A 13,212-nucleotide genomic window follows, 5' to 3' on the forward strand; every position below is an offset into this window, starting at 1 on the left:
AATCGAGAGCATGGACTGGCAGACGACGACCGATGCGGTGCCGGCGGCCATCGTGCCGCAGGCGAGCACGGTCGCGCTCGCGGCCCGGGCACCCGTCACGGGCGCGTGGCGCGAGGGCGACCCCGTCGGCGATCGCCGGTTCGTCGCCATCGGCGACGTGCACCTCGAGTCCGGTCGCACGCTGCCCGGCGCCCGCATCGCCTACGAGTCGTGGGGCGAGCTCTCCCCCGCGCGCGACAACGCCGTGCTCGTGCTGCACGCCCTCACGGGCGACAGCCACGTCGTCGGACCGGCCGGCCCCGCGCACGCGAGTGCCGGTTGGTGGCCCGGCGTCGTGGGCCCGGGTCTCGCGATCGACACCGACCGCTGGTTCGTGCTCGCGCCGAACGTGCTCGGCGGCTGCCAGGGCTCGACCGGTCCGGCCTCGTTCGCGCCCGACGGCACCGAGTGGGGCTCCAGGTTCCCCTTCCTCACGATCCGCGACCAGGTGCGCGCGCAGATCGAGTTCGCCAGGCAGCTCGGCATCGAGCGCTTCGCGGCCGTCGTGGGCGGGTCGATGGGGGCCATGCACGTGCTCGAGTGGGCGATCATGGCACCCGACGCGGTCGAGCGCATCGCGGTGCTCGCGGCCCCGGCGGCGACCACGGCCGACCAGATCGCCCTCAACTCGGTGCAGATCGAGGCGGTGCGCTCCGACCCCGCCTTCCGCGACGGCGACTTCTACGACGCACCCGCCGGCGACGGCCCGACGCGCGGGCTCTCGCTCGCGCGTCGCATGGCGATGCTGAACTACCGCACGGCGTCCGAGCTGAACGCGCGATTCGAGCGCGGCTGGCAGAGCGAGATCGACCCGCTCGGCGGCGGCGGGCGCTTCGCCGTCGAGTCCTACCTCGACTTCCACGGCAACAAGTTCACCCGACGCTTCGACGCGAACAGCTACCTCGTGCTCACCGAGGCCATGAACTCGCACGACCTCGCACGCGGCCGTGGCACCGTCGCGGGCGCGCTCGCCCGGGTCACCGCCAAGAGCCTCGTGCTCGGCATCGACAGCGACCGGTACTTCCCGCTCGCCGGCCAGGTCGAACTCGCCGCAGGGCTGCCGAACAGCGTCCACGGCGCCGAGCCGATCATCGTGCACTCCGAGTACGGGCACGACGCCTTCCTCATCGAGCACGACGCGGTCGGCGAGGCGCTCGCGACGCTCCTCGCGTCATGACGCGTGCGCTCCGGTAGTAGTGTTCGGATGAACGGCGCCGTCGCCGAACCGCCGTGCGGTGACGCCGTCCACGGGGTTCGCGGTTCGACCGCGGCCCGGGCCCGTACGACGACGAGGGGGTGACGTGAAGCGCATCCACAAGGAACGCGACCGTCTCCTCCGGCGTCTCGCGCGCACGACCGCGATCGTCGGATCCGTCGGCGCCTTCGCGTGCCTGCTCGTTCCGGGCACGACCGACTCCTCCGAGCTCGCCGTCGCGACCGCGCTGTCGATCGGCATCGCCGCGCTCGCCGTCGTGCACGCGGTGCGCGGATCGTTGCCGGCCGCACTCGCCCTGGTCGCGGCATCCGCGGTGCTCGTGTTCGTGCTGGGCTCGGCGAACGTGCTCGGCCCGGGCGCGACGACCGCGCTCGCGATCACGGGCGGCGTGACCTCGGCCTCGATCGCGGCGACGCTCGTGGTGCGACCGCGCGGTGCACTGCTCGTGAGCGGGCTCGCCGCCGTGCTGCTCGTCGTCGAGTGGATCGCCGCAGCCTGGTTCGGGCACTCCCTCGTGTCCGTCGCGATCGTGACGGCCGTGGGCTGGGGGGTGCTCGGCGTGCTCGCCGCGTGGCTCGACAACGGCGTCGGAGTCGCCGCGTCGCGCATCGCCGAGGTCGGGCGGGCGCACGAGGCCGAACGACTCGCGAGCGAACTCGAGGCACAGCAGCGACAGGACGCCCGGGTGCTGCACGACACCGTGCTCGCCACGCTCTCGCTGCTCGCCCACTCGGGCGTCGGCGTGGGGGCCAACGCCCTGCGCGACCAGGCGGGCGACGATGCGCGGCTGCTGCGCCAGCTGCGACTCGGCGTGCCGCTCGACGCCGGCTCGAACGCCATCTTCTCCCCCGGATCCGACGACGACCTGCTGAGCACGACGTTCGAGTCCGTGCGGCAGCGGTTCGCGCGCATGGGCCTCGACGTGAGCTGGCACGGTGCGGGCCAGCTCGCCCTGCCGCGGGAGCACCTCGACGCGCTCGTCGGCGCGCTGGGCGAATGCCTCGAGAACGTGCGCCGCCACTCCGGCGTCTTCGAGGCCGACGTGACCATCACCGACGACGACCTCACCGTGCGCGCCATGGTGACCGACGCCGGCGACGGGTTCGAGCCGGCCGGCATCGACCCCGCTCGGCTCGGGTTCGCGGAGTCGGTCGTGGGCCGGCTGAACGCGGTCGGCGGGCGGGCACGCATCTTCTCCTCCCCGGGGTCGGGCACGACCGTGATGCTCGAGGTGCCCAAGGCATGAGCAGGCGCACGCGAGCAGCGACCCCCGGCGCCGTCACGACGGCCTCGCTGCTCGAGCACTCCTTCCTCCGTCCGAGCCGGTCCGCCAGGGCGGCGAGCGACATCCGCTCGAGCCACGGCGGTCGCCGCCCGACGATCGGCGTGACCATCGCCGCGGGCCTCATCGTGATCGCCCACCTCGTGCACGCCGTCGCGATGACGCCGTACTTCCCGCCGGGCCTCGGCCCGTGGCCGGCGTGGATCGCGCTCGCCGCGATCATCGCCGCGGGCGTCGCCGCGCGCCTGATCGTGGGCGGCCTGCCCGACTGGCTCTACGTCACGCTGATGCTCGCCCTCGTCGTGCCGGTCTGGCTCGACGTGCAGGCCACGATCGGCACGCTCGCACTCGGGCTCACACCCTCGGCGGCGCCCGCGGTCGGGGCGATCCTGATGCCCGTCGCGGCGATCCGTCCGATGCGCGTCTCCCTCATGGCCGCGGGCGGCATCGCCGCCGTGCTGGCCGTCGAGGCGCTCACCCAGATCGGCTCGGCGGGGGCCGTGGTCGTGCCTGCGGTCGCGATCGCCGCGGCCACCGTGCTGCCGGTGGTGCTCACGAAGGTGCTGCTCGAGGGGTTCAGCCGCCTCGTGCGGCACGAGCTCGACCTCTCGCTCGTGCAGAGCACGGTGGGCACCGCGAGGTCCGCGGTCGGCATGCGCGCCTCCGAAGAGCTCGCGCAGCTCGACTTCGACGCCGAGACGCTGCTCGAAGACGTGAGCGCTGGCCGAATCGGCCTCCCCCTGCCGCCGGCCGACGCCGAGCGCGCGGGCTCCCTGGCCGCGAGGCTGCGCATCCGGCTCATCGAGGGCCGCAACGACACCTGGCTCCGGCACGCCGTGGCCGAGTCCAAGTACCTCAGCGGGCGCGTGAGCGTCGACGACCCGACCGGCCTGGCGGGGCCGCTCTCCCCCGCGCAGCGCGAGGGGCTCCTGCTCGCCCTGTGGCTGCTCGTGGCCGACCCGGCGAAGCCGTCCGCGGCCCCGGCCTCGGTCCGCATCGTCTGCCGCGAGCACGACGACGAGCACGACGCCCACGACCTCTCGGCGGGCCCCGATGCGACCGCCGTCGACATCACGATCGAGGTCGAGGGCGTCACTCGACGCCGCGTCGATCCCGCAACCTGGGAGGCAGTCGATAGTGTCGGAGTGCATCAGATGATCGCGACCGCAGTAGGCTTCCGCATCGAGATCGTCTGCCGCATCGAACCAGAGGCACACGCACCAGGCCAGAGAAGCACCGGCCACCCGATGGAGGAGAAGTCGAATGGTTGACACCGAGGCGCCGATCAGGCTGGCCATCGTCGACGACCACCGCATGCTGCTGGGCGCGCTGTCCGAGTGGCTGCGCGGCAGTGCGTCCGACATCGATCTCGTGGTGGCCGTGCCGTCGTGGTCCGAGCTGCTCGCGCATCCCCAGTTCCCGGTCGACGTGGTGCTGCTCGACCTCGACCTCCGCGACAACATCCCGGTCTCGCTCAAGCTGTCGATGCTGAAGTCGGCGGGCGTGCAGACCATGCTCATGAGCACCTACTCCGAGCCGGCCGTGGTGCGCGAGGCGCTCGGGTCGGGCGCGCTCGGCTACCTGGTCAAGTCCGAGCCGGTCGAGAACATCGTCGAGGCCATCCGGGCGGCGCGGCTCGGCGAGACCTACCTCACGCCCGAGCTCGAGGTCGCGCTCGCGGCCGAGGGCGAGGTGCCCAAGCTCTCCGCCCAGGAGCGCCGGGTCATGGCCCTCTACGGCGCCGGGCAGCCGGTCAAGGCGGTCGCGTTCCAGCTCGGCATCTCCGAAGAGACGGCCAAGAGCTACCTCAAGCGCATCCGCGAGAAGTACCGGCTCTCGGGCTTCGACGTGGGCACCAAGGTCGCGCTCCGCAAGCGCGCGATCCTCGACGGCATCCTGCTGCAGTCCGACTGAGCCGCGGCTTCGAGCGAGCGGATGCCGCGACGCGGCGTTGCATCCGCCCGTCAGCGCATCGCGCGCGCGGCGCGCACCCGCACGGTTGGCGGCGCGCACGATGTCACGCACCTCTCCAGATCCCTCGGTCGTGGGCGTTTCCGTTCGCGCACCGTGTTCCCCTTTCAACGGAAACACCCGGCGCGAACGGAAACACCGAACGCGGCACCGCGCGCAAACGGAAACATCCGGCGCGGCAGGAACCGCACCGTGGGCACGAACCCGCGGCGCCCGACGCTCAGGCGTCGACGACCTCGACCGCTCCGGTCGCGTAGGGCACGACCACGCCGCGACGGCCGCGTGACCGGTCGAGCGCGAACGAGGCGAGGGCGAGCGCGATGCCGGCGAGCGTGAGCGCGAACCCGATCCAGATCGGGGCGACGTAGCCGAGGCCCGCGGCGATGGCCATGCCGCCGAACAGCGCCCCGAGGCTGTTGCCGATGTTCAGGGCCGAGTGGTTCAGCGCCGCGGCGATCGACTGGCTGTCGCGGGCGACGTCCATGAGCCTGGCCTGGATGGTGGGCGAGAGCGCGGCCGACGACCCGCCGATCAGGAACACGCCGACGAAGAGCCCGACCGGGCTCGAGGCGGTGAAGCCGAGCACGAGCAGCGAGGCGGCGAGCACGGCGAAGAACAGGTACATGCTGCGCCGCACGCTCCAGTCGGCCAGGCGCCCGCCGATGAGGTTGCCGAGGGTCATGCCGATGCCGAAGGCGACGAGCACGATCGGCACGAGCGAAGCGGGCAGCCCGGTGACCTCGACCGCGAGCGGGGCCACGTAGGTGTACACGGCGAAGAGCCCGCCGAAGCCGATCGCGCCGATGCCCAGCGCGAACCAGACCTGCGAACGGCGGAACGCGCCGAGCTCGCGCCGGATGGTCGCCCCGGGATCGCCAGGCTGGTACGGCACCGCGAACGCGACGGCGACGAAGGTCAGGGCGAAGATGGCGGCGACCGCGAGGTACGCGGTTCGCCAGCCCGCGGCCTGCCCGAGCCAGGTGATGGCTGGCACGCCGATGACGTTCGCGATCGTCAGGCCGGAGAGCACGAGGGCGACGCCGCGGGCGCGCTTGCCCGGGCCCATGAGGCTCGCCGCGACGAGCGAGGCGATGCCGAAGTACGCGCCGTGCGGCAGCGCGGAGACGAACCGGGCGACGAGCACGAGGCCGAAGGTCGGCAGCACGGCCGAGGCGATCGTGCCGAGCGTGAACGCCGTGAGCAGCACGAGCAGCAGGCGCTTGCGCGGCCACTTCGCGGCGGCTGCCGCGATGGTCGGCGCGCCGACGACGACGCCGAGGGCGTATGCGAAGATGACCCATCCGGCGTGGGCGTTCGCCTCGTCGGGCGAGGCCGCCGCGAGGCCGGGCAGCAGGTCGCGGGCGATCTCGGGCAGCAGCCCCATGGCGACGAACTCGGTCGATCCGATGCCGAAGCCGCCCAGCGCGAGGGCGAGCAGGGCGAACCGGATGCGGGCGGGCGAGAGCACCGCGCGCCCGCCGTCGAAGTGGGTCATCCGTCGATTCTCGCACAGGAATCGAATCGATTCGATTTCGGCCGCGCAACGGGACTGTTGCATTCGGCTGAACGTTCGGAGACCGCCTGCGATGCGCGGCCGAATGCCCGCCCCGCGGCATCCGGCCCTGAACGGCCGATCGCCTCAGTCCGCGTCGATCGCCGCCTCGAGCCGCTCGAGCTTGCCCTCGAGCTCGCCAGTGAAACCAGGGCGGATGTCGGCCTTCAGCACGAGCGACACGCGCGACCCGTACTCGCCGACGGCCTCGGTCGCGCGGCGCACGACCTCGAACACCTCGTTCCAGTCGCCCTCGATGGTCGTGAACATCGAGTCGGTGCGGTTCGGCAGACCTGACTCGCGCACGATCTTCACGGCCGCGGCGACTGCGTCGTGCACGGACCCGTCGGAGCGTCCGGTGCCGCTCGGTGCGACCGAGAATGCGACCAGCATGATTCCTCCTCGCGGCGGGCGCGTCACTCGGGCTGGGGCGCAGGATCCCGTCGCGTTCCAGCCTGCCACAGCGCCCGCACGCCCCAGACGAGCAGCACGACCAGCAGCATGACCTTCACGGTGAGCAGGAACACGAACGCCGGATCCGCGACGAGAAGCCACCCGTACCAGTACGGGTAGATGATGTGCGTGAACAGGGCGATCGCCGCAGCGACGAGGGCCGGCACCGCGAACCGCGCCGGGCGGTAGACGAGGCCGAGCACGATCGGCGCGGCCAGCCAGGTCACGAACTGCGGGGAGCCGACCTTGTTCGCCAGCATGAGCACGACGAGGAAGCTGAGCGCGAGCGGCGGCAGTACGCGGGCGAACACCGCGCCGCGACGCACGGCCCGCACCCCGAGGAGCACGACGGCGAGCACGCCGACGGCCATCGCCGGTGTCGTGAGTGCGGCCGCGACATCCGCCCCCGGCCCCTGGATCTGGAACGTGAGGATGTCGCGCGAGTAGACGATGCGCACGTCCTCGGCGCCCGCGACGATCTGCCAGAGCCACGCCACGGCGAGCGGCGCCTCGATCTGCAGGCCGCGGCCGGCCTGCTCCTCGATGAAGCCGAACGCGTTCAGGCCCGCGCCGGCGAAGAGGCTCACGCCCAGGATGCCGATGCTGAGGGCGAACGCGATGCCGGCGACCTCGCGGCGCCGACGGGCGGCGATGACGAGGGCGGCGAGCAACGCGGCGGGCCACACCTTGATCCACGCGCCGATGGTGAGCAGCACGGCGGCCACGCGCGGATGCCCGGCGGCCATCAGGAGCCCGGCGATCGCGAACGGCACCGTGATCGCGTCGATACGGCCGAGCGCGATCGGCCCGAGCAGCGCGAGGAAGGCCAGCCACCACCAGGCGGCGATGCGGCGCGTGCGCGAGAGACGTGCCCTGCCGAGCAGCATCGAGAACGCGACGGCGTCGAGCACCGTGACCATGAGCAGCCAGGTCTGGGCGTACGAGGCCACGCCGAACGCGAGCGCCGCGGCCATCGGGGCGAACGCGAGGATCGGGTACACCCACGGCGTGTCGATGCCCATGCGCACCCAGCCGTTCGCCGCGTTCTCGGCCCAGTGCACGTAGACGCCCGTGACGTCGCCGAGCGGCAGCCCGGGGGCGTTGAGGTTCAGCCAGGCGAGCGCGCCGTGCACGAGCAGGAACGCGACCCAGAGCGCTCCACGGCCGGCGAGGAACCGCCTGAACGGCCGGGCGGATGTCTCGGCACCGCCCCCGTCCGTCATGTCAGCGAGCCTATCCGAGTGTCACAATCCGCCACGCCGCCACCGCCCGCCCGCCGGATCGGCCAAGCTGGGATGACGACACCCGGAGGCACTGACATGACCCGACGCATCACCGCCGCGCTGCTCCTCGCGACATCCGCCGCACTCGTCCTCGCCGGCTGCTCCGGCGGCGACGACGCGTCGACCGACGACGCGGGCGACGGCTACCTCACGCCGGGCAAGTTCACGGTCGCCACCGGCGAGCCCGCCTACTACCCGTGGATCATCGACGACGCCCCCGAGTCGGGCGAGGGCTTCGAGTCGGCGGTCGCCTACGCGGTCGCCGAGCAGCTCGGCTTCGCCGAAGACGACGTCGTGTGGGTGCGCTCCACGTTCGACCAGGCCATCGCGCCCGGCCCCAAGGACTTCGACATCAACCTCCAGCAGTTCTCCATCACGCCCGAGCGCGCCGAGAACGTCGACTTCTCGTCGCCCTACTACGAGACGACGCAGGTCGTCGTCACGGTCGAGGGCTCCCCCGCGGCATCCGCGGGCTCGCTCGCCGACCTGAAGGGCCTGCTCATCGGCGCCCAGGTCGGCACGACGAGCTTCGAGGCCATCGAAGAGAGCATCCAGCCGACCGCGGGCGCCCAGGTGTTCAATACGAACGACGACGCCAAGCTGGCCCTGCAGAGCGGCACGGTCGACGCGATCGTCGTCGACCTGCCCACCGCGTTCTACCTGACGGGAGCCGAGCTCGACGGCGGTGTCATCGTCGGCCAGCTGCCGACGACCGGCGGCGGCGACGAGTTCGGACTCGTGCTCGCGAAGGACTCCCCGCTCACCGAGCAGGTCACGGCCGCCGTCGACGCCCTCCGCGAAGACGGCACCCTCGACGCGCTCGCCACCGAGTGGCTCGGCGGCGACGCGGCCCCCGTGCTCGAGTGACGCAGCGCCCGTGCATGCACGGCTAACGTTGCATCGTGCCTGATTCGACCTTGCCGCGCGCCCTCGGCGACCACGGGGCGCCCGGCGACGGCACGAGCGGCGGCGACGACGACGCGACCTGGCGGCCGAGCGATCGCGAACTCGCACGGCGCGCGTTCCGCCGCAAGCAGACCCGGCGTTCCGTGCTCATCAGCGCGGGCTCGACGCTCGTGTTCGCCGCGCTGCTCGTGTGGGGGCTCGTGGGCTCGCCGGGCTGGGCGAAGGTGCAGGCCTCGTTCTTCGACCCCGAGGTGGCGATCGCCTCGCTCCCGCGCATCCTGCAGGGGCTGTGGCTGAACATCCAGGTGCTGTTCTTCGCGAGCATCGGCGTCGTGCTCGTCGCGCTGCTGCTCGCGACCATGCGCACCTTGCGCGGGCCGGTGTCCTTCCCGCTCCGGGCGCTCGCGGCCGGGTACACCGACCTCTTCCGCGGCATGCCGCTCATCATCGTGCTCTACCTCGTCGGGTACGGCGTGCCAGGGCTCGACTTCTTCCCACGGGTGCCCGTCGCGGTCTGGGGCACGGTCGCCCTGATCCTCACCTACTCGGCCTACGTGTCCGAGGTGTTCCGCGCGGGCATCGAGGCGGTGCATCCCTCGCAGCGCCTCGCGGCCCGCTCGCTCGGACTCGGGCACGGGCAGACCATGCGGCGGGTCATCATGCCGCAGGCGCTGCGCAAGGTGACGCCCGCGCTCATGAACGACTTCGTCGCCATGCAGAAGGACGTCGGGCTCATCTCGGTGCTCGGGGCCATCGACGCGGTGCGTGCCGCGCAGATCGAGCAGGCGCATTACTACAACTTCACGCCCTACGTCGTCGCGGGCCTGCTGTTCGTACTGCTGGCCTGGCCGATGATCCGCCTCACCGACTGGGTCTCGGCGCGCATGCGCGACCGAGAGCAGGCCGGGAGCATCGTATGAGCGAGAAGACCACCACGCCCGGGCTGCTCCGGCTCCGCGGCATCCGTCGCTCGTTCGGCGACAAGCTCGTGCTCGACGGCGTCGACCTCGACGTCGACGCGCACGAGGTCGTCGCCCTCGTCGGCGCCTCGGGCTCGGGCAAGTCCACGCTGCTGCGCACCATCAACCTGCTCGAGACCATCGACGACGGCGAGATCCTGCTCGACGGCGACGAGATCAGCGACCCCCGCGTCGACGCCGACGCGGTGCGCGCCCGCATCGGCGTCGTCTTCCAGCACTACAACCTGTTCCCGCACCTCAGCGTGCTCGACAACGTCACGCTCGCCGCGAGACTCGTGCACCGGATGCCGCGGGCAGACGCCGAACGGCGGGCGCTCGAGCTGCTCGACTCGGTGGGCCTCGCGGAGTTCGCCAAGGCGTTCCCCGACCGCCTCTCGGGCGGCCAGCAGCAGCGCGTGGCGATCGTGCGGGCCATCGCGACCGAGCCCGAACTGCTGCTGCTCGACGAGGTCACGAGCGCACTCGACCCCGAGCTCGTCGGCGAGGTGCTCGCGCTCGTGCGCTCCCTCGCCGAGGGCGGCACGACGATCGTCATGGCGACGCACGAGATGGCGTTCGCGCGCGAGGTCGCCGACCGAGTGGTCTTCCTCGACGCGGGCCGCATCATCGAGTCGGCGCCCCCGCTGGAGTTCTTCACGGCGCCGCGCGAGGCGCGCACGCGCGAATTCCTGGCGCGGTTCCTCCGCGAGTAGGCGGCCTCAGCCGGCGAGCAGCCCGCCGACGACCGAGGGCACGGCGTCGGCGATGTCGAGCGCCGTCACGGGTCCGCCGCCGTATGCCGCACTCGCCCTGGCCGCCGCCTCGCCCTGCACCCAGGCCGCGGTGGCCGCGAGGTCGGTGAGCGACTCGGCATTGCGCGCGAGTTCGTGGTGGTGGGTCGCGACGAGTGCGCCGAGCACGCCGCCGAGCACGTCGCCGGTGCCGGCCGTGGCGAGCCAGTGGGTGGGAGCGGTGACGGTTCGGTGGTTGCCGCTCGGGTCGCAGACGTAGGTGGTCGCGCCCTTCAGGAGCACGGCGACGCCGAGCTCGCCGGCCGCTCGCCTGGCCCATTCGCCGGGGTCGGCGCGGACCTCGTCGACGGTCGAGCGGATCTCGCGGGCGTTCAGCAGCCGGACGAGTTCGCGCAGGTGCGGGGTGATCACGGTCGGCGCGCTGTGCGTGCCGGCGAGGTCGAGGGCGCCGGAGTCGAGCACGACGGGCACCTGGTCGGCGAGTGCGTGCTGCAGGTCGCCGAGCAGCACGAAGGAACGGCGGGTCGGTTCGATGCCCGACCCGAGCAGCCAGGCCTGCACGCGCCCACGACCGGTGACGGTCTCGGGGCGCCGCTCGAGCACGGCACGGCGCACGGAGCGCGGGCCGATGTAGCGCACGAGACCCACGCCGGTGCGGTGCGCGGCCGAGACGCCGAGCACGGCGGCGCCGGGGTACTCGATCGAGCCGGTGACGATGCCGAGCACCCCCCTGGTGTACTTGTCGTCGTCGGCCCGCGGGGCGCGGATCCAACGGCGGGCGTCGTCGATGCCCCAGGTGTGCCATTCGGTGGCCATGCTCCAACGATAGGTTGGAGGCGATGCCAGCAACAGCCCTCGATCCCATCAGTCTGTCTCCGCGCGTCGTCGTCTTCGACTACGGCGAGGTCATCTCCCGCGCCCCGACCGACGCCGATCGCGCGGCGCTCCTGGATCGCGCCGGCGTGTCGGGCGACGCCGACGCCGAGGAGGGCTTCTGGGCCGCCTACTGGCGGCATCGCGCGGCGCTCGACCAGGGCACCAGTTCGATCGCCCGGTACTGGGCGGATGTCGCGGGCGAGATCGGTGCCGATTGGAACCCGATCGACGTGCACGAGCTCTGGGCGATCGACCACCGAGGGTGGCTCAGTGTCGACCCGGGCACCCTGCGCGTGCTGCACGCGCTCCGCGACGGCGGAACGCGCCTCGCGCTCCTCTCGAACGCCGGCGCCGACTACTCGGGCTGGCTCCGCTCCGGCTCGTTCGCACCGCTGTTCGAGCAGGTGTTCGTCAGCGGTGAGCTGAACCTCGTGAAGCCCGACGCCGCGATCTACGAGCACGTCATCGCCGAGCTCGGCATCGACCCGGCGCGCTTCGTCTTCATCGACAACAAGGCCGAGAACGTCGAGGGTGCCGTCGCGGTCGGCGGCGACGGGCATGTGTTCACGGATGCCGCGTCCCTCGAGTCCTGGCTGCGCCAGCGTGCCTCGTGAACGGGCGCGCCTCGTGAACGACGCCGCCGCGCCCGACGCCCAGCCCACGGCGGCGTCCGTGCCCGCGCTGTTCCGCCCGATCACGATCCGCGGCCTCACGATCCGCAATCGCGTGTGGGTTCCGCCGATGTGCCAGTACTCCGTGACGCAGCTCGACGGCGTGCCGCACGACTGGCATCTCGTGCACCTGGGCTCGATGGCCGCGGGCGGCGCGGGGCTCGTCATCGCCGAGGCCACCGCGGTGAACCCCGAGGGCCGCATCTCCGACCACGACACGGGCATCTGGAACGACGCGCAGGTCGAGGGCTGGTCGCGCATCACCCGGTTCATCCGCTCGCAGGGCGCCGCGGCCGGCATCCAGCTCGCGCACGCCGGTCGCAAGGCCTCGGTCTGGGCCGATGCCCTGCGCCGTTCGGGCTCGCAGCCGCTCGACGAGGGCGGGTGGAAGACGGTATCGGCTTCGGCGCAGTCGTTCGAGGGGCTCCGCGAACCCATGGCGCTCGACGAGCGCGGCATCCGTCAGGTCATCGAGGACTTCCGCGCCGCCGCCGGGCGCGCGATCGAGGCGGGCTTCGACCTCGTCGAGGTGCATGCGGCGCACGGATACCTCGTGCACCAGTTCCTGTCGCCGTTGTCGAACCTGCGCGACGACGCCTGGGGCGGCGATCTCGAGGGGCGCGCGCGCCTGCTGCTCGAGATCGTGCGCGCCGTGCGGGCCGAGGTCGGCGAGGAGGTGCCCGTGCTCGTACGGTTCTCGGCGACCGACTGGGTCGAGGGCGGCTGGGACGAGGCGCAGACCGCGACCGTCGCCCGCTGGTGCCACGACGCCGGCGCCGACTTCTTCGACGTCTCGACGGGCGGCCTCGTGGCGAATGCGCACATCCCGGTGTTCCCCGGCTACCAGACCGGGCATGCGGCCTACGTCGGCGAGCACGGCGAGGTGCCGGTGTCGGCGGTCGGACGCATCACGAACGCCCGTCACGCCGACGACCTCGTCGCCTCGGGCGGTGCCGACGCCGTCATGTTCGGCAAGGCCATGCTGCGCGACCCGCATTTCGCGCTGCGCGCGGCAGACCAACTCGGCGCGGGCACGTCGATGTGGCCCGTGCAGTACCTGCGGGCGAGGCCAGAGGTCAACGACGGCGAGTGGTGACCGGCGGATCGGTGTCTTGACGGGCGCCGACCCCGCGGGCCGCGTCGTCGGGCTCGCGGCCGTCGACCCGGCGTCGTCACCGCCACCGACCCCGCGGGCCGCGTCGTCGGGGTCGCGGCCGTCGACCCGGCGTCGTCACCGCCACCGACCCCGCGG

The 13,212-nt window shown here is 72.4% G+C and carries 13 protein-coding genes; 9 read left to right on the plus strand and 4 right to left on the minus strand.

Going from position 1 to position 13,212, the window contains the following annotated elements:
• Nucleotides 1-10 precede the first annotated feature (10 nt).
• The 4 genes from metX (at nt 11) to AC3IPY_RS13210 (ending at nt 4,451) form a co-directional block, all read left to right on the plus strand.
• Nucleotides 11-1,216, plus strand: coding sequence for a homoserine O-acetyltransferase MetX (gene metX / locus AC3IPY_RS13195; RefSeq protein ID WP_489184731.1), 1,206 nt, complete (start codon nt 11-13; stop codon nt 1,214-1,216).
• Nucleotides 1,217-1,340: 124 nt separating this feature from the next.
• Entirely contained in the window at nt 1,341-2,501 is a 1,161-nt protein-coding gene (locus AC3IPY_RS13200; RefSeq protein ID WP_489184732.1) for a sensor histidine kinase, read from the plus strand.
• Nucleotides 2,498-3,808, plus strand: a complete 1,311-nt coding sequence (locus tag AC3IPY_RS13205) for a hypothetical protein (RefSeq protein ID WP_489184733.1) — start codon at nt 2,498-2,500, stop codon at nt 3,806-3,808. Before AC3IPY_RS13200 ends, AC3IPY_RS13205 begins: the two co-directional genes overlap by 4 nt.
• Nucleotides 3,801-4,451 carry a response regulator gene (locus tag AC3IPY_RS13210; protein WP_489184734.1) on the plus strand — a complete coding sequence of 217 codons (651 nt, stop codon included), beginning with the start codon at nt 3,801-3,803 and terminating at the stop codon, nt 4,449-4,451. Before AC3IPY_RS13205 ends, AC3IPY_RS13210 begins: the two co-directional genes overlap by 8 nt.
• 277 nt (nt 4,452-4,728) lie before the next feature.
• On the opposite strand, the gene AC3IPY_RS13215 is transcribed toward AC3IPY_RS13210, so the two are convergent.
• The 3 genes from AC3IPY_RS13215 to AC3IPY_RS13225 all read right to left on the minus strand — a co-directional run bounded on the left by AC3IPY_RS13215 (nt 4,729) and on the right by AC3IPY_RS13225 (nt 7,736).
• Nucleotides 4,729-6,003, minus strand: a complete 1,275-nt coding sequence (locus AC3IPY_RS13215; protein WP_489184735.1) for an MFS transporter — start codon at nt 6,001-6,003, stop codon at nt 4,729-4,731.
• 144 nt (nt 6,004-6,147) lie between these two features.
• On the minus strand, nt 6,148-6,453 hold the full coding sequence (locus AC3IPY_RS13220) for a thiamine-binding protein (protein WP_489184736.1): 306 nt from the start codon (nt 6,451-6,453) through the stop codon (nt 6,148-6,150).
• A 23-nt stretch (nt 6,454-6,476) separates the two neighbouring features.
• On the minus strand, nt 6,477-7,736 hold the full coding sequence (locus tag AC3IPY_RS13225; protein ID WP_489184737.1) for a glycosyltransferase 87 family protein: 1,260 nt from the start codon (nt 7,734-7,736) through the stop codon (nt 6,477-6,479).
• A 96-nt stretch (nt 7,737-7,832) separates the two neighbouring features.
• Between AC3IPY_RS13225 and AC3IPY_RS13230 the strand changes: the two genes are divergently transcribed.
• The 3 genes from AC3IPY_RS13230 to AC3IPY_RS13240 are packed head-to-tail and all read left to right on the plus strand — an operon-like array spanning nt 7,833 to nt 10,374.
• Nucleotides 7,833-8,663 carry an ABC transporter substrate-binding protein gene (locus AC3IPY_RS13230; protein ID WP_489184738.1) on the plus strand — a complete coding sequence of 277 codons (831 nt, stop codon included), beginning with the start codon at nt 7,833-7,835 and terminating at the stop codon, nt 8,661-8,663.
• Between the two features lie 35 nt (nt 8,664-8,698).
• Nucleotides 8,699-9,622 (plus strand): amino acid ABC transporter permease, encoded by a 924-nt coding sequence (locus AC3IPY_RS13235; RefSeq protein WP_489184739.1) that lies wholly within the window; start codon nt 8,699-8,701, stop codon nt 9,620-9,622.
• Nucleotides 9,619-10,374: an amino acid ABC transporter ATP-binding protein gene (locus AC3IPY_RS13240; RefSeq protein WP_489184740.1), complete on the plus strand. Its 756-nt coding sequence runs from the start codon at nt 9,619-9,621 to the stop codon at nt 10,372-10,374. The genes AC3IPY_RS13235 and AC3IPY_RS13240 overlap by 4 nt, the downstream gene beginning before the upstream one ends.
• A 6-nt stretch (nt 10,375-10,380) precedes the next feature.
• Here the strand turns inward: AC3IPY_RS13240 and AC3IPY_RS13245 are convergent, their stop codons facing one another.
• The gene (locus AC3IPY_RS13245) at nt 10,381-11,229 is read right to left on the minus strand and encodes an ADP-dependent NAD(P)H-hydrate dehydratase (RefSeq protein ID WP_489184741.1); all 849 of its coding nucleotides are present in this window, start codon (nt 11,227-11,229) and stop codon (nt 10,381-10,383) included.
• A 23-nt stretch (nt 11,230-11,252) separates the two neighbouring features.
• Here AC3IPY_RS13245 and AC3IPY_RS13250 point away from each other — a divergent pair, with 23 nt between their 5' ends.
• Nucleotides 11,253-11,903, plus strand: a complete 651-nt coding sequence (locus AC3IPY_RS13250) for an HAD family hydrolase (RefSeq protein ID WP_489184742.1) — start codon at nt 11,253-11,255, stop codon at nt 11,901-11,903.
• 58 nt (nt 11,904-11,961) lie between these two features.
• On the plus strand, nt 11,962-13,056 hold the full coding sequence (locus AC3IPY_RS13255) for an NADH:flavin oxidoreductase/NADH oxidase (RefSeq protein ID WP_489188336.1): 1,095 nt from the start codon (nt 11,962-11,964) through the stop codon (nt 13,054-13,056).
• Nucleotides 13,057-13,212: the final 156 nt, after the last annotated feature.

The organism is Agromyces sp. GL_144 (assembly GCF_057834305.1).